This window comes from Gordonia iterans (genome assembly GCF_002993285.1).
GTDB classification, from domain to species: domain Bacteria; phylum Actinomycetota; class Actinomycetes; order Mycobacteriales; family Mycobacteriaceae; genus Gordonia; species Gordonia iterans.
In genome coordinates, this window is record NZ_CP027433.1 from 728,175 (window position 1) to 743,426 (window position 15,252).

Consider the following 15,252-nt stretch of genomic DNA (forward strand, 5'->3'; position numbering starts at 1 on the left):
CGCGCCACTCCTTGAGCTTGTCTTGCTCCTTGAGCTTGTCGAAAGGTCATCGCGCCGCTCCTTGAGCTTGTCTTGCTCCTTGAGCTTGTCGAAAGGTCATCGCGCCGCTCCTTGAGCTTGTCTTGCTCCTTGAGCTTGTCGAAAGGTCATCGCGCCGCTCCTTGAGCTTGTCTTGCTCCTTGAGCTTGTCGAAAGGTCATCGCGCCGCTCCTTGAGCTTGTCTTGCTCCTTGAGCTTGTCGAAAGGTCATCGCGCCACCCTCCAGCGCAGCAGGTACGACTCCAGGCCGCGGACGATCCAATCGGTGGTGAGGCCGAGGAACGCGTAGATCACCAGGCCGAGCACGATGATGTCGTCGCGCAGGTAGGTGCGCGCATTCATCACCAGGTAGCCCAGGCCGGCGTCGGCGTTGATCTGCTCGGCGACGATCAGCGAGAGCCACGCCACCGAGAGCGACAGGCGGAAGCCGGTGAGCGCACTGGGCACCGAGCCGGGCAGGATCACGGTCCGGGCCAGGCCCCAGCGGCCCAGGCCGAGCGACCGGCCGGCCTCGATGAGCTTCGGGTCGACGCTCTGGATGCCCGCGACCAGATTGAGGTAGAGCGGAAACATGACGCCGAGCGCGATCAGGAAGATCTTCGGCTCCTCGCCGATGCCGAACCAGACGACGAAGAGGGGTATCAGTCCGAGGAAGGGGATGGTGCGCAGCATCTGCAAGGGCGGGTCGATCGCCAGGTCGGCGACCCGGAAGAAGCCCACGAGCAGCCCCAGGACCAGTGCGAGGGTCACGCCCAGGACCAGACCGTAGGCGACGCGTTCGAGCGAGACCGGCAGCGCCGCGGACAGGCTCCCGTCGGCCCACGTCTCCTGGGCGGCGGCGAACACCTGCGAGGGCGCGGCCAGCTTGTCCTCGGGGAGCACCCCGGTCACGGACAGGACTTGCCACAGGATCAGGAGCACGACGGGCGAGACCAGCCGGAGCAGCGCCGACCAGCCGATCGTCGGCAGCCGGATCGCCGACAGCCGTTGCGCGATCGAGACGCGCTCCGGGTTCTCGGAAACGTGGCCGGGACCGGACCGCACGGAAGGGGCATCGAGCGGCGGCCGGGTGAGCACGCCGGTCATGATCGGTTCTCCTCCACGACCGGGTTGAACTCGTCGTCGAAGTACTCCGTGGCGTCGGGCTTGTTCGGGATCACGCCGGCGCCGGAGAAGAGGTCGATCAGCTTCTGCTGCTTGGCGATCCGTTCGGCGTCGATCGGCACGATCTCCCGGGCCGAGGTGTCGAAGGTGGCGGCGGCCACCGGCTCCGGGAGCGTGGTCAGCCTGCTGAAGATCGGCACCCACTTGTCCTTGTTGTGCACGGCCCATCGCTGTGCGCGGGTCACCCGGCCGACGAAGTCGGAGAGCGCGGCGTTCTTCGCCTTGTCGCCCAGCGCCGCGTCGGAGGCGAGGTAGTAGCCCTGTTGCGTCGTCAGGCCGGTGCCGTCGGCCAGCACGCGCGCCTTGCTCTGCTGCTGCGCGATCACCGCGTACGGATTCCACACGGCCCAGGCATCGATCTGCCCGGCGTTGAACGCCGCGAGCCCCTCGTTCGGCGTCAGGTACGTCTCGGTGACGTCGCCGGGTTCCAGCCCGGCCTGATCCAGCAGGGCCAGCACCAGTCCGTTGGAGCTGGATCCTTTGGTGAAAGCGATCCTCTTGCCCTTCAATTCGCCGACCGACCTGATCGGCGAGCCGGCCGGCACCAGCAGGAAGTCGTTGGCCGTGCTGCCGGCGAGGATCGCGATAATCTTCAGTGGAGATCCGGCCGACTGAGCGAACAGCGCGGGGACGTCACCGGTGGAGCCGACGTCCACCTTGCCCGCCGCGGCGGCTTCGAGCAGGGGCGGGCCGGCCTCGAAGGTGGCCCACCTGATCTTGTAGGGGAGGTCGCTCAGTTCCCCCGCGGATTCGAGCAGCGTCTGCGTGGACTTGACCTGGTCACCGACGACCAGGGTGATCTCTCCCGAGCCGGCGCTGTCGTCGCTCCCGCCGTCGTTCGCGGAGCAGGCGGTCCCGGCCATCGTGAGCGCGGCCGCCGCCGCGAGAGACACACCGAACCGACCGAACTTCCACCGTGACACGTCACTGCTCCTCTGCATCGAACAACCCGCCCTCGTGGCGGTACGACGAGTGTTCGCAAGCGGGCTCCGGCGGGTCAATCGGCCGCCGGTCGCACCTCTGAAACGGAGATGTCTTCGCAGGTCAAAAGGGTTCGCGTTGCGTTCACCGTGGGCCCAAAGTTCTGCTCACGCCGAGTCTGAATCGGCAGGCTAGAGTCACCGGGTACGGGGCGCGAACGAGATGGACGGGAGCCGACTATGGCGCGGGTGCTGATCACGGTGGACGATCTGGTCGAGGAGCTGCTGTCGAACCGGCCGCCCGTGGTCCTGGATGTGCGGTGGCGACTCGGCGACGACGACGGCTTCGCCCAGTACAAGGCCGGGCATGTTCCCGGCGCGGTGTACGTCGATCTGGACGCCGAGCTCGCCGCGCCGCCGAGCGCGGAGCAGGGACGGCACCCGCTTCCGGGTGTGGGAGATCTGCAGGCCGCGGCCCAGCGGTGGGGGATCGACGCCGGCGCACCCGTCGTCGTGTACGACGACTGCGGGGGAACCTCGGCGGCGCGCGCCTGGTGGCTGCTGCGGTGGGGCGGCCTGGCCGACGTACGACTGCTCGACGGCGGGCTGAGCGCCTGGCGGTCGGCCGGGTTGCGGCTTTCCTCGGGGGATACCGTGCCGCGCTCGGGCAACGTCGTCCTGACCCCCGGCGGGATGCCGACGGCCGACATCGACGAGGTGGCTGCCGGCGGGGCGCTGTTGCTCGACGCGCGGGCCGGGGACCGGTACCGCGGGGAGACCGAACCGGTGGATCCGCGTCCCGGTCACATCCCCGGCGCGGTCAGTGCACCGACCGCCGAGAACCTCACGGCAGCAGGGACTTTCCGTGAGTCGGGCGAGTTGCGCGAGCGGTTCGCCGCGCTCGGCGCGGACGGCGGGCGGCTGGTGGTCTACTGCGGATCCGGAATCAATGCCGCGCACCAGATCGCGGCGCTGGAGCTCGCCGGCCACCCGGGTGCCGTGCTGTACCCGGGCTCGTACTCACAGTGGAGCAATGACGAGACCCGCCCGGTCGAGACCGGCGAGTGAGCCGGTGACCGGGCGGGCCCGGGAGTGCTGAATGCCCCGCGGGATCCGCGAGGTCAGTGGTCGTCGTAATGCCCGTCGTGCGCGGCGTGGCGGTGACCGTCGTGCAGGTAGTCGACGTGATCGCCGTGCGGAACGGCGTCGTGGCCGCAGTTCTCGTCGTGCTCGTGGGCGTGGTCGGCGTGAACCACGTGCTCGGCGGGCTCGCACTCGTCGTAGTGGCCGTCGTGCTCGCGGTGCAGGTGGCCGTCGTGCGCGTAGTCGACGTGGTCGCCGTGCGGGACCGCGGTATGACCGCAGTCGGCGCCGTGCTGGTGGTCGTGGTCCGGGTGCTCGGTGTGCAGGCTCGGCATGGAGGTCCTTCCAGGAAGTATCGCAATATGCGCATTGATGAATGTATTTCCCGGTCGACCCGATGTCAACGCCCCGACGGCCCCGGGGCTCAGCCCTGGCGTGCCTTGAAGCGGGGATTCTTCTTGTTGATCACGAAGATCCGCCCGCGACGCCGGACGACCTGCGAGCCGGGCTGGTTCTTCATGGACTTGAGTGAGTTGCGAACCTTCACGGGTGCTCCTTACTGAAAACAGTTATCAATAAGGAAGAATAGCGGGATCCCGGAACCGGTCGCAAGGTCGCGCGGACGGCTACCCGTTGTGCTGCGAGCGCACCGCGTGCGTGCGCGGGAGGAAACGCCCCGCGATCGGCAGGAGGATCGCGAGTGAGAGCCAGGTCCACTGTCCGGCCTCCGGGCCGAAGCGCAGCGCGATCGGGATAGAGGCCCCGAACACCACGGGTGGGAGCCAGGCGGTGATCAGCCCGGCGGCGCGTTGCACACCCGTCGTCGGATTGCGCTCGAGCCCACGGATCCGGCCGAGCCAGGAGACGGCGATCTGAGCCAGCGAGGCCAGGGCGATGTTCAGGGCGTAGAGGGCAGTGGGCAGTGCGAAGTCCGACGAGGCCGGGTCGCTGATGCCCTGCGTGGTGAACGGGATGACGATCACCAGGCCGACCGCGACGAGGTTCGCCGTCATGGTCGGTCCGTCGAGTCCGCTGAGCTCGCGCATCAGCCGGACGTTGGCCCGCCAGAACGCGACGATCACCACGAAACTCAGTGCGAAGCCGAACAACTGGGACCCGAAACCGGATGCCAGCAGACTGTCGACGCTCCGCCATGCCTCTCCCGGCGGTGCGTCGAGGTTCGCGATGAGCAGGGTTGCCGAGAATCCGTAGATCGCGTCGAAGAACGCAACTCCGCGGCCGTACTCGTTGCTGTCCAGGGAGAAGAAGGTCTGCGGATCGTGCCGGCGTGGCGCCGGCGGCGATGCGGTCATGGACAAAGGATGGCACCGCTGCCGAGCCGCCGCCGGTGGTTCGCCGCGGTCGGCTACACCTGGTCGAGGCGCCGGAGCAGGGTGCGGGTCCGGGCGCGGCGGTCGGGGTCCCGGTCGAAGACGATGCCGACGAACTCGTCGACTCCGGCCGCGGCCACGTCGGCGATCCGCGCGGCGACGGTCTCCTCGTCGCCGATGATCGCCGCATCCGAGGAGTGCTCGAAGCCCTCGCGGTCGAGCATCGCGCGGTAGGAGGGCAGGGCGTTGTACACCGCGAACTGCTCGGCGGCGCTGGCGCGAGCCCCGTCGACGTCGTCGGTCACGGCCACCGGCAGCATGGCCACCACGCGCACCGCGTCTGCGGGGCGTCCGGCATCGACGGCGGCGGCGCGCAGGGTCGGGCCGATGTGATCCCGGAGGGTCCGAGGTCCGGTCATCCAGGTAACCGTGCCCGACGTACGACGTCCCGCGACGCCGAGCATCTTGGGGCCGAGCGCGGCGAGATAGACGTCCGGTGCGGGAATGTCGGTCAACGTGAGGCTGCCGCGCGTGGTCACGAAATCACCTGCAGTGGAGACCTTTTCGCCGTTCAACAGGGGTAGCAGGCCGTCGAGAAACTCATTGGTCCGGCGGACCGGGTGATCGTACGGGACTCCCCACATGCCCTCGGTGACCACTTGGTGACTCAGCCCGAGCCCGAGGCTGAGGCGGCCGCCGACGACGGCGTTGGCGGTGAGGGCCCGCTGCGCGAGCAGCATCGGATGCTGGTTCTGAATGGGCAGTACGCCGGTGCCGAACCGGATCTCGGGCACGCTGTTCCCGGCGACGGCGATCATGGTCAGCAGATCCGGCTCGTTGGGCATCTGGGTGGACCAGACACGACGGAAACCCTCGTTGTGCAGCGCGTGGAGGCTTTCGACTGCGCGGGTGGCCGAAGCCGTGCGCGCGTTGATGTTCCAGACGACGCTGACCTGCATGCTTGCTCCTCGGGGAGTTTCGGGACGACTATTCGAGACACTACGCGTGGACGTCGTGCATGTCTCCGCGAACGAATTGTGAGACATTGGTGTCATATTGTGTCAAAGTCTCGTCGTCGAGCCCGGACGGCGATGACCACCCGGAAGAGGATCGTCATGGAACTCGTGATCAGCCCGGCGCGGCAGCGGCTGCGGGACAGGGTCAAGCGCTGCACCGGCTTCGACCTGCTCCCCGGCCACGACGTGCAGGCGGCCTACCTCGCCGGACACACCGCGGGTGATCCGGTGGCCGAACGCTTCGTCGCCGAGACCTACCACGGGGAGATGGGGCCCGAACGGGCCCGGGACCTGCTCGACGAGGCGCTGCGCGTCGGGATCGACGGGGTGCCCGACGCGCCGGCCTCGATGCGTGCGCTGTTCCAGGAGTTCGAGACCGTTCCGGACTGGGTGGACCCCGAACTGGTCGAGCGCGGCGCCGCGGTGTGGCGGCGCTGGGGCTACAGCCTCGGCGCAGTGGGCAACGCCGGGACCATGGACACCTACACCGAAGGCTCGCTCGCGGTGCCGCTTTCGCTGTCCGGCGGGTACGCCGGCGCCAGCGCGCTGCACCGCTACCTGGAGACCACGCGCTGGTGGTTGGAGGTCTGCAAGCCCGGCGCTGTGCTCACCCCCGGCTCGCGCGCCCGCGAGGTGTCCCTGAAGGTCCGGGTGATGCATGTGTCGGTGCGGGCACGAGTCGCCGAACACCCGGAGTGGAACGCGACTGCGCACGGCCTGCCGATCAGCCAGAGCGAGATGATGCTGACCCTGCTCGGCGGCAGCGTCGGTCCGGCGCTCGGGCTCTACTCGCTGGGCTTTTTCACCAGTCCTGCCGAGATGCGTGCGGTGCTGCACTTCAACAGGTATCTCGGGCACCTGGTGGGCTGTCGCGTCGACCGCATGTACCCGGAGACGGTCGGCGACGGGGTGCGCCTGCTCTACTACTTCGACGCCACTCGCAAGGATGATTCCGGGCCGCTGGGCCCGGAGCTGGTCGAGGCTTTCGTCCCGTCTTTCGCGCCCGGCGACGACGTCCGCGGCCTGGACCGGATCCGCGCGCAGTACCACCTGCACCTGCAGGCCGGGTACACGCGACTGTTCATGCTCCCGTGGAACCGGCGCAGATACCGGTTGCCCAGCGGAATCCCCGGTGTGCTGCTCCTGGTGGGCCGAGCACCGCTGATCGTGCTGGTAGAACTGCTGCGACGGGTGTCCCCCGGCGTCGACCGGCGCTGGCAGGAGTCGTCCTACCGGCGGTGGAGCCGTTGGCACGCATGGCACCTCGGTCAGCGCGAGGAGCGCTTCGATGCGGGGCGCCGGCTGCGCCGCTGACCCGCACCGGATCGTCGATGTCCGGATCGCCGGGATTCACTAGGCTGGCCTGTGCAGTCGTCCCCTGCCGGAGAGTCCGCCCATGCCGTCGGAGAAGCAGCCGAACCCCCCGGGTCGCCTGGTCCGCGCTGACCGCCGACCAGGCGCTCGAGCGGCTCGGCGTGACTCCGCGCGGACTCGACACCGCGCGCGCTGAGAAGCTGCTCGGACGGTGGGGGCCGAATGCCCTGGAAGCGGCGGCGACCGTACCGTGGTGGCGAATCCTGTTGCGGCAGTCGATGAGCCCGCTCATCGCGATCCTGTTGGTGGCCGGCATCATCACCTCTGTCCAGCGGCACTGGGTGGACGCGGGTGCGATCTTCCTGGTGCTCGCCCTCAACGCCTCGCTCGGGTTCTGGCAGGAACGCAAGGCCGAGCGGGAGGTCCGCGCCCTCGCGTCGATGTCGATCACCACGGCCCGGGTCCGCCGGCCCGGCGACGACGCCGTCCACCGGGTGCCCGCCGATCGGCTGGTCCCCGGCGATGTGGCGCTGCTCGACAGCGGCGATCAGGTGCCCGCGGATCTGCGCCTGCTGACGGTCAACGGCCTGCAGGTGGACGAGTCGATGCTGACCGGCGAATCGATCGCGGTCGCCAAGGACCGGCGCCGGTGCCGGCGGATGCCCCGATCGGCGACCGCCGCTGTATGGCCTTCAGCGGAACCTTCGTGACCGGCGGCCGGGCCACCGGAGTGGTGGTGGCGACCGGCACCCGCACCGAACTCGGCGCCATCAGCGAGTTGATCGCAGGCCCGCCGGTCAAGACGCCCCTGGAACTGCTGACCGCCCGCCTGGAGAAGTGGATCGGCATCGCGATCCTGGCCGCGGTGGTCTTCACCTTCGGCGCCGGACTGCTGGGCGGATACACCGTGTCCGAGATGTTCCGGACGGCGGTGGCGTTGTCGGTGGCTTCGATCCCCGAATCGCTGCCCATCATCCTCACAGTGGCGATGAGCGTCGGCGTGGCGCGCATGGCGAAGCGGCATGCGATCGTGCGCACGCTGCCGGCCGTCGAGACCCTCGGCTCGACTACGGTGATCGCGTCGGACAAGACCGGAACGCTGACCCAGAACAAGCTGACCGTCGAACGGGTGTGGACCGTGGACGGACCCTGGGTGCCGGGCGTGCCGGCGGGTCCCGCCGCGCGCGCCGCACTCCGGGCCGGAGTCCTCACCAACGAGGCCAAGCGCGACGAATCCGGTGTGCTGCACGGGGATGCGGTGGATGTCGCCATGGCCGAAGTGGCTCTCGCCGCGGGTGCCGCGGCCGATGCCGAGCGCGCCGAGCCGCCGCTGGCTTACACCCCGTACGAGCCCGCGCTGCGGTACTCCCAGGCGGTGCGCCGGGACTCGACGGGTCGACGCACGCTCTACGTCAAAGGGCAGCCGGACATCATCGCGGGACTGTGCGGCCGAGTGGCCACCGGCACCGGCACCGGCACCGACGAACCGGCCGCCGTGCCGATGGACTCCGCCACCGTGATGGCGGCGAACGATGCACTGGCTGCCGAGGGACTCCGCGTCCTCGCCGCCGCACACCGCGTCCTCGACGACGACGAGCCCGTGGCCGATCCGCTGCCGGCACCGCACGATCTGGTGTTCCTCGGACTGGAGGGCATGACCGACCCGCCGCGCGAGGGCGTCGCCCGGGCCGTCGCCGACTGCCGCCAGGCGGGGATCGCGGTCACGATGATCACCGGGGACCAGCCCGCCACGGCCGAGGCGATCGCCCGCAGACTCGGCCTGGATTCGGCGGCGGCGCCGGTGACCGGGGCGGAGATGGCGGGCCTGGACGACGACCAGCTCGCCGACCGGCTGGCGGAGACCTCCGTCGCGGCTCGGGTCTCTCCGCACGACAAGCTGCGGATCGTCGGCGCCCTCCAGGCACGTGGCGAAGTGGTCGCGGTGACCGGCGACGGGGTGAACGACGCGCCCGCCCTCAAGGCCGCGTCGATCGGCGTCGCGATGGGACGGGACGGGACCGACGTCGCCCGCGAGGCCGCGGACGTGGTGCTGACCGACGACGACTTCGTGACCATCGTCGACGCGGTCGAGCAGGGCCGCGTCACCTTCTCCGCCATCCGGAAGGCCACGTTCTTTCTGCTGTCGACCGCGGTGGCCGGTGTGCTGGCGCTGTCGGTCAACGTGCTGCTCGACCAGCCGCTGCTGTTTCTTCCGGTGCAGATCCTGTGGATCAATCTGGTCACCAGCGGTATCCAGGATGTGGCGCTGGCATTGGAACCGGCCGAGGGCGACGAGCTGAAGCGGAAGCCGCGGCCGCGCAGCGAAGGGGTGCTGTCCCGCACGCTGTGGGTGCGGACCTTCCTGACCGGCGCGTGGATGGGCGCGCTGGTGCTGGCCGTCTACGGCTGGGCGCTGAGCGAGGGTTCGACCGTCGAGCACGCCCGTACCATGGCGCTGACGACGTTCGTGCTGTTCAACTTCGTTCAGGTCGGCAACGCGCGTACCGAGCACCGGTCGCTGCTGACGCTCAGTCCGCTGCGGAACAAGCTGCTGGTGAGCACCGCCGTCGGCTCGATCGTCCTGCTGTGGGCGGCGATGAGTTGGTCGGTGTCGACCGGTCTTCTCGGTGTGACACCGCTGAGCCTGACGGACTGGGTCTCCTGCGGGCTGATCGCGCTGACCGTGCTGGTGCTGGTGGAGGCGGACAAGCTCGTGCGGAACCGGATCCGGGCGCGCCGTGCGCTCACCCGCGCAGGATGATTTCCGGCGTCGAGGAGGTGCGGGCGCCGATCATCGGGAAGAATCGAGCCTGGACCAGTTGGGAGGATCCATGACCGATTCCGTTGCCGCACCGCTCGGGCCCGTCGAACTGATGGTGGTGTCTCTCGCCCCGGGTGGGCCGTCGCCCGAGCTGCTTGCTGCTCTCGCCGCGCAGGTGGACGCGCAGACCGTCCGGGTGCTCGACTTCGTCGTGGTGCACAAGACCGAATCGGGCGACGTCGAGGTGACCGAACTGGAGCTGGACGCTCTCGGCGGCGCGGCGCTGGAACTGGCGGTGCCGGGCCTGACCGGCGACGAGGACATCGCCCTGCTGGCCGAGACCCTGGTGGCCGGGGAGACTTCCGCGATCGTGGCGCTCGAGCTCGTCTGGGCTCGAGAGCTCGGTGCGCGGCTGGCCGCCGAGGGCAGCGAAGTGATTGCTGCGGAGCGTATCCCGGCCTCCGTGGTCAACGAGATCGCCGCACTCCACGACTGATCCGCCCATCGGCCACTCGACCCACGAGGAGAACTACGACATGCGACGAGCAGGACGGCCCGGACTCATCGGTCTCGCGGCCCGCACCGCGGTGGTGACCGGCACCGCCAACGCCATGGGCAATCGTGCCCACAGCAAGCGCCTCGCCCAGGAGCAGGCCGCGCAGCAGGCCGCGTGGCAGCAGCAACAGGCGCAGCAGGCCGCGTTCGCCGCCCAGCAGGCTCCGGCCGCAGCGGCTCCGTCGCCGTCTCCGGCCGGTGGCGTCGATCTGACCGCGGAACTGATGAAGCTCGCGGATCTGCGTACTCAGGGGCTGCTGACCGACGAGGAGTTCGCGGCGGCCAAAGCCAAGCTCCTGGGCTAGTGCGGGTCAGCGGCGCAGGGCGTCGGCGATCGGGACGTCGCCGTCGGTGAAAGGGATGTCCCGGCCGACGGTGGACGGGTCGGCGAGGACGGCGGCGGCCACCTCGGCGACGTTCGCTCGCGAAGTACCGGGGTTGTCGGCGGCGCGGACCGCTTCGGGGTCGATCTTTCCCGTCGGCTCGTCGAGGGTCAGCCGGCCGGGCATCAGGATGGTCCAGTCGAGGTCGGCCGCGCGGAGAGCGGTGTCGGCCGCCGCCTTGGCCTCCGCGTACGCGTAGAACGAATCCCCCTCGGGCACACCGTGATCGGGTCCGGCGCCGAGATACGACACCATCACGTAGCGCCGCACTCCGGCCTCCTGCGCGGCCTGCATGGTGCGGATCGCGGCGTCCCGGTCGACGGCGTAGGTGCGCGCGGGGTTCCCGCCGCCGGCACCGGCCGAGAACACCAGCGCGTCGGCGCCGCGGACCACGGCGGCCAACTCGGCTGCCGAGGCGTTCTCGACGTCGAGCAGGAGCGGCGTCGCGCCGGTGGCCGCCACGTCGACGGCGTGCTCGGCGCTGCGGACGACGGAGGTCACCTCGTCGCCGCGGGCGGTCAGGATCGGGGCCAGGAGGAGTGCCACCTTGCCGTGGCCTCCGATGATCACGATTTTCGACATGGCATCGACCGTACCGACCCCGGCTGAGACGCAGCCGTGCCCTGCCGTGTCGCTAGTGTCCTGTGTTGGAAGTTTCTCGATGGTTGCCGGGCCCCGGCATACCGCGAAAGAACTTTCGACACGGGACACTAGAGGCCGTGGCGGTCGAGGAACTCGACGACTGCCGTTTCGAAGACCTGGTTGTCGTCGCCGGCCACCATGTGTCCGGCGCCGGCCACGTCGGCGACCTGGGCGTGCGGGATGAGTGCGAGCGTGCGTGCGATGCCCTCGTCGCTCACCACATCCGAACGGCCGCCGCGGACCAGCAGCGTCGGCACCGTGACGTCGACGGCGGCCTCGGCCAGGATCTCCGGCCGGGTCGCCCGATGCGACTCGCTCGGGTCGCCGAGGAAGCGCGGATCCCAGTGCCAGTACCAGCGGCCGTCCGCCCGCTGCCGGACGTTCTTCTGGAGTCCGTCCAGGTTCCGGGTGCGTCTGCGCTCGGGGTAGTACTCGACGATGGCGTCGGCGACGTCGTCGAGCGTGGCGAAACCGCCCTGATGCGCGGCCATGAACGCACGGATGCGGTCGATGCCGCGCTCCTCGGTGTGGATCACCACGTCGACCATCACCAGCGCGGTCGCGATTCCGGGGTTGCGGCCGACGGTGTTCAGCGCGGTGATGCCGCCCAGCGAGGCGCCGACGAGGACCGGCGTGATCTGCAGGGTGCGCAGCACGGCGAGCAGATCGTCGGTGAACGCGTCCAGTTCGTAGTCGCCGTCGGCGGCCCATGACGAGTCGCCGTGCCCCCGCAGATCGAGGGTGTAGACCTCGCGCCCGCGCGCGGCGAGATCGGCTGCCGAGCGGTCCCACGAATGCCGGGTCTGTCCCCCGCCGTGCAGAAACAGCAGGGGCGAGCGGCCGTCGGCCCGGCCGGTCGGCCGCCAATGGTCGCCGGTGAGCGTCAGGCCGCCGCTTTCGACGGTGAACGGCACCCGAGCGCCCTCCGGAGCGACTGTCGCCGACGGTGGGTCCGGCAGCCAGGCCCGCACGTCGGAGAGGAACTCCTCGATCGCCGGAATGTCGGCGTTCGGGAAGCGGTCGGCGAGCCGCTCCAGATGGATCTCGGAGAACGGATCGGCGATCAGATCGGCGATGTAGTGGCGGCGGATCACCAAGAACTGCTGGGTCTGCTCGACGTAGTCCTCGATCCATTCGGTCGCCACGCGCTCGGCGGCGCTGTCGCTGGCCCAGTCCGCGGTGACGATCCCGGAGAGATCACCGTCGTCCCGGTGCAGGGCGAGCCGCTCGTCGCCGTCGTTCACGACGAGTTCGTCGCCGTCGAGCTCGACGAGATAATCGAAGCCCGTCATCCGGGTAATCGCGCCGTACGCGGCGATTCTCCTGGCGGCGTCGGGGAGATCGGTCGGGGCCGGTCCGGGATCGCTCATGATCACCACCGTAAGGCCGCGGGCTTCGCGCCGGATGCCGGGTCGGCGTCGCGGCGGCGCAGCACACCCGATCCGCAGGTATCATTTGCCGCACCGACGAACATTGACCGATTGAGGAGTGAAGCGCAGCAGTGGGCACAGCCACCGCCGCCGGGTCGTCCCCTGACGACCCGGGGGACAGTTGCCGGTACAAGACACACCCGATTCCCGCGGGGGAACGGCCGGACACCGGTGAGGCGGTGAGACGGCCTTGGTCTCGGCGAGCCTGACGCTGCTTCTCGGCATCGTCCTCACGATTCTCATCATCGCGGTGGGCGGCTACTTCGTCGCCCAGGAGTTCGCGTACATGTCCGTCGACCGTGCGCGCCTCGCGGCTCGGGCCGAAGAAGGCGATGCCGCGGCGAAGCGGGCGCTGGCCGTGACGCGCCGGACGTCGTTCATGCTGTCGGGTGCGCAACTGGGCATCACGGTGACCGGTCTGCTGGTGGGCTACGTGGCCGAGCCGCTGATCGGCGCCTCACTGGGGGTCCTGCTCGGCGGGGTCAACGTGCCGCCGGCGGTGAGCATCTCGGTCGGAACGGTCGGCGCTCTGGTGCTGGCGACCGTCGTGCAGATGATCTTCGGCGAGCTGTATCCGAAGAACCTCGCCATCGCCGCCCCGGAACCGCTCGCCCTCGGACTGTCCCGGTCGACGCTGATCTACCTGGCGTTGTTCGGGTGGCTCATCAAGATCTTCGACGTGGCGGCCAATCTGCTGCTGAAGCTGCTGCGGGTGGAGCCGGTGCACGACGTCGACTCGAGCGCCTCGCCGGACGATCTGAAGCGCGCGGTCGCCGACTCGCGGGACAGCGGTCACCTGCCCGCGGACCTGGCGATCCTGATCGACCGGGTGCTCGACTTCCCGGACGAGGACGTCGAGCACGCGATGAAACCGCGTTCCCAGGTCGACACGGTGCGCCGGGACTGCACGCTCGCCGAGCTGCGTGAACGGATGTCGCACGCGCACAGCCGGTACCCGGTCGTGGACGCGACGGGCGAACCCGTCGGCACCGTGGCCCTGATCGACCTGCTGCGCAGCCGCGAGCCCGACAGCGCGCCGGTCACCACCATCATGCGCAAACCCGTGGTGGTGCCCACGCTGATGCCGCTGCCCGACGCGCTGGAGCAGATGCGCGCCGACCGTGCTCAGCTGGCCTGCGCCATCGACGAGTACGGAGGTTTCGCCGGGATCCTCACCACCGAGGACATCGCCGAAGAACTGGTCGGTGAGCTCACCGACGAGCACGACGACGGTCCCGCAGCGGACGTCGTCGCCGAACGCGAGCGCGTGTGGCGCATGGAGGGCGGCATGCATCTCGACGAGGTGGAACGGGTCGTCGGACACCGCCTCCCGACGGGTGACTACGAGACCGTCGCCGGGCTGGTGATCGCGGTCGCGGGCGACTTCCCGGAGATCGGGCAGCGCGTGCGGGTGGACCTTCCGGACGATCCGGCCGACCTGGTGCACCACCATCCGGTGCGGCGCCGGCTCGAGGTGGAGACGCTGGCGGTGGACAGACACGTCCCGAGCGAACTGCGCGTGGAGCTGGTCGAAGCGGACGACGCCGAGCCTGAGAAGGAGGTGCGACGATGAGCTCACCCGCCTTCGTGATCATCGCGACCGTCGTGCTCATCGTTCTGAGCGCGTTCTTCGTGATCATCGAGTTCTCCCTGCTCGCTGCGCGCCCGCAACGACTGGAGCAACAGGCCCGCACGCGCCGATCGGCGCGTGCGGCACTGCGCGGAGTCAACGAGCTGACCATGATGCTCGCGGTGGCCCAGCTGGGCATCACCGCCTGCACCTTCGCGCTGGGCGCGGTGACGAAACCTGCCGTCGACTCGTGGCTCGCACCGGTCCTCTCCGGCTGGGGGCTGCCCGCCTGGCTCGCCGACGCCGCGGCCTTCGGGCTGGCGCTGCTGATCGTTACCTTTCTGCATCTGGTGATCGGCGAGATGACGCCCAAATCGTGGGCCATCGCGCATCCGGAGCTCGCCGCCAACCTGATCGGCATCCCGTCGCGCATGCTGGCCTGGCTACTCCGTCCGCTGCTGCTGTGGATCAATCGCATCGCGAACAAGCTGGTGGCGGCCAGCGGCTTCGTACCCGCGGACCGGCAGGCGCTCGGCGGCCAGGACATCGACACCATCCGCCAGGTGGTGGAGCATTCGGCGGCGGTGGGAACGCTCGACGACTCGTTCCGGACCCAGCTCGCCCAGGTGCTCGACTTGCAGGGACTGCGGCTCGCCGAGCTGTTGCCGTCCGGCCCGCCGCGGGCGACCGCGGTGCCGGAGGCCGCGACCGTGGAACAGCTCCGTGACGTCGCGGCGGAGTCGGGGCACCTGCGGGTCCTGGTCGAGCGCTCGGGCGCGGTGCCCGGCGTGGTGCACGTCCGGGACGTGCTGACCGAACCCGGCGACCGGCCCGTGACGGAGGTCCTGCGCGAGCCCTTCGTACTGGATGCGCAGACGCCGGCCTACGAGGCGCTGACCGGTATGCGGACCCGCGGCGAGCCGTTCGCCGTCGTGACCCGAGGCGGCGTCTTCGCGGGTGTGGTGACGTCGTCGGACCTGCTGCGCCGGGTGCTTCCGCACGGCGCCGAGCTCAGGTTGTGAACCCGGCCCCGCGGGCGGCCCG

At 69.7% G+C, this 15,252-nt stretch carries 16 protein-coding genes; 8 read left to right on the forward strand and 8 right to left on the reverse strand.

Going from position 1 to position 15,252, the window contains the following annotated elements:
- Positions 1 to 246: 246 nt before the first annotated feature.
- The gene (locus C6V83_RS03290; RefSeq protein WP_105941188.1) at positions 247 to 1,125 is read right to left on the reverse strand and encodes an ABC transporter permease; all 879 of its coding nucleotides are present in this window, start codon (positions 1,123 to 1,125) and stop codon (positions 247 to 249) included.
- The gene (locus C6V83_RS03295) at positions 1,122 to 2,126 is read right to left on the reverse strand and encodes an ABC transporter substrate-binding protein (RefSeq protein WP_105941189.1); all 1,005 of its coding nucleotides are present in this window, start codon (positions 2,124 to 2,126) and stop codon (positions 1,122 to 1,124) included. The genes C6V83_RS03290 and C6V83_RS03295 overlap by 4 nt, the downstream gene beginning before the upstream one ends.
- A 237-nt stretch (positions 2,127 to 2,363) precedes the next feature.
- Between C6V83_RS03295 and C6V83_RS03300 the strand changes: the two genes are divergently transcribed.
- The gene (locus tag C6V83_RS03300; RefSeq protein ID WP_105941190.1) at positions 2,364 to 3,191 is read left to right on the forward strand and encodes a sulfurtransferase; all 828 of its coding nucleotides are present in this window, start codon (positions 2,364 to 2,366) and stop codon (positions 3,189 to 3,191) included.
- Between the two features lie 53 nt (positions 3,192 to 3,244).
- Here the strand turns inward: C6V83_RS03300 and C6V83_RS03305 are convergent, their stop codons facing one another.
- The 4 genes from C6V83_RS03305 to C6V83_RS03320 form a co-directional block, all read right to left on the reverse strand.
- Entirely contained in the window at positions 3,245 to 3,541 is a 297-nt protein-coding gene (locus tag C6V83_RS03305; protein WP_105941191.1) for a hypothetical protein, read from the reverse strand.
- An 89-nt stretch (positions 3,542 to 3,630) separates the two neighbouring features.
- Positions 3,631 to 3,753, reverse strand: a complete 123-nt coding sequence (gene ykgO, locus C6V83_RS03310; RefSeq protein WP_105941192.1) for a type B 50S ribosomal protein L36 — start codon at positions 3,751 to 3,753, stop codon at positions 3,631 to 3,633.
- A gap of 79 nt (positions 3,754 to 3,832) precedes the next feature.
- Positions 3,833 to 4,519, reverse strand: a complete 687-nt coding sequence (locus tag C6V83_RS03315) for a TMEM175 family protein (protein ID WP_105941193.1) — start codon at positions 4,517 to 4,519, stop codon at positions 3,833 to 3,835.
- A 53-nt stretch (positions 4,520 to 4,572) separates the two neighbouring features.
- Positions 4,573 to 5,496 carry a TIGR03564 family F420-dependent LLM class oxidoreductase gene (locus tag C6V83_RS03320; protein WP_105941194.1) on the reverse strand — a complete coding sequence of 308 codons (924 nt, stop codon included), beginning with the start codon at positions 5,494 to 5,496 and terminating at the stop codon, positions 4,573 to 4,575.
- Between the two features lie 156 nt (positions 5,497 to 5,652).
- Between C6V83_RS03320 and C6V83_RS03325 the strand changes: the two genes are divergently transcribed.
- The 5 genes from C6V83_RS03325 (at position 5,653) to C6V83_RS03340 (ending at position 10,488) form a co-directional block, all read left to right on the forward strand.
- Positions 5,653 to 6,867 (forward strand): oxygenase MpaB family protein, encoded by a 1,215-nt coding sequence (locus tag C6V83_RS03325; RefSeq protein WP_105943685.1) that lies wholly within the window; start codon positions 5,653 to 5,655, stop codon positions 6,865 to 6,867.
- A 161-nt stretch (positions 6,868 to 7,028) separates the two neighbouring features.
- A complete protein-coding gene (locus tag C6V83_RS18925) occupies positions 7,029 to 7,577 on the forward strand; it encodes a P-type ATPase (protein ID WP_407646235.1) in 549 nt (182 codons plus the stop codon).
- Entirely contained in the window at positions 7,517 to 9,628 is a 2,112-nt protein-coding gene (locus C6V83_RS18930) for a cation-translocating P-type ATPase (RefSeq protein ID WP_159067431.1), read from the forward strand. Before C6V83_RS18925 ends, C6V83_RS18930 begins: the two co-directional genes overlap by 61 nt.
- A gap of 70 nt (positions 9,629 to 9,698) precedes the next feature.
- Positions 9,699 to 10,124: a DUF6325 family protein gene (locus tag C6V83_RS03335; RefSeq protein ID WP_105941195.1), complete on the forward strand. Its 426-nt coding sequence runs from the start codon at positions 9,699 to 9,701 to the stop codon at positions 10,122 to 10,124.
- 40 nt (positions 10,125 to 10,164) lie between these two features.
- Positions 10,165 to 10,488 (forward strand): SHOCT domain-containing protein, encoded by a 324-nt coding sequence (locus C6V83_RS03340; RefSeq protein WP_105941196.1) that lies wholly within the window; start codon positions 10,165 to 10,167, stop codon positions 10,486 to 10,488.
- A gap of 6 nt (positions 10,489 to 10,494) precedes the next feature.
- On the opposite strand, the gene C6V83_RS03345 is transcribed toward C6V83_RS03340, so the two are convergent.
- Both C6V83_RS03345 and C6V83_RS18995 read right to left on the reverse strand, forming a co-directional pair.
- A complete protein-coding gene (locus C6V83_RS03345) occupies positions 10,495 to 11,148 on the reverse strand; it encodes an NAD(P)-dependent oxidoreductase (RefSeq protein ID WP_105941197.1) in 654 nt (217 codons plus the stop codon).
- A gap of 128 nt (positions 11,149 to 11,276) precedes the next feature.
- A complete protein-coding gene (locus C6V83_RS18995; RefSeq protein ID WP_325027377.1) occupies positions 11,277 to 12,578 on the reverse strand; it encodes an alpha/beta fold hydrolase in 1,302 nt (433 codons plus the stop codon).
- A 250-nt stretch (positions 12,579 to 12,828) separates the two neighbouring features.
- Here C6V83_RS18995 and C6V83_RS03355 point away from each other — a divergent pair, with 250 nt between their 5' ends.
- Together C6V83_RS03355 and C6V83_RS03360 are read left to right on the forward strand one after the other, a co-directional pair.
- Complete coding sequence (locus C6V83_RS03355) at positions 12,829 to 14,211, forward strand: hemolysin family protein (protein ID WP_105941198.1); 1,383 nt, start codon at positions 12,829 to 12,831, stop codon at positions 14,209 to 14,211.
- Positions 14,208 to 15,230 (forward strand): CNNM domain-containing protein, encoded by a 1,023-nt coding sequence (locus C6V83_RS03360; protein WP_105941199.1) that lies wholly within the window; start codon positions 14,208 to 14,210, stop codon positions 15,228 to 15,230. The genes C6V83_RS03355 and C6V83_RS03360 overlap by 4 nt, the downstream gene beginning before the upstream one ends.
- Positions 15,231 to 15,252 lie beyond the last annotated feature (22 nt).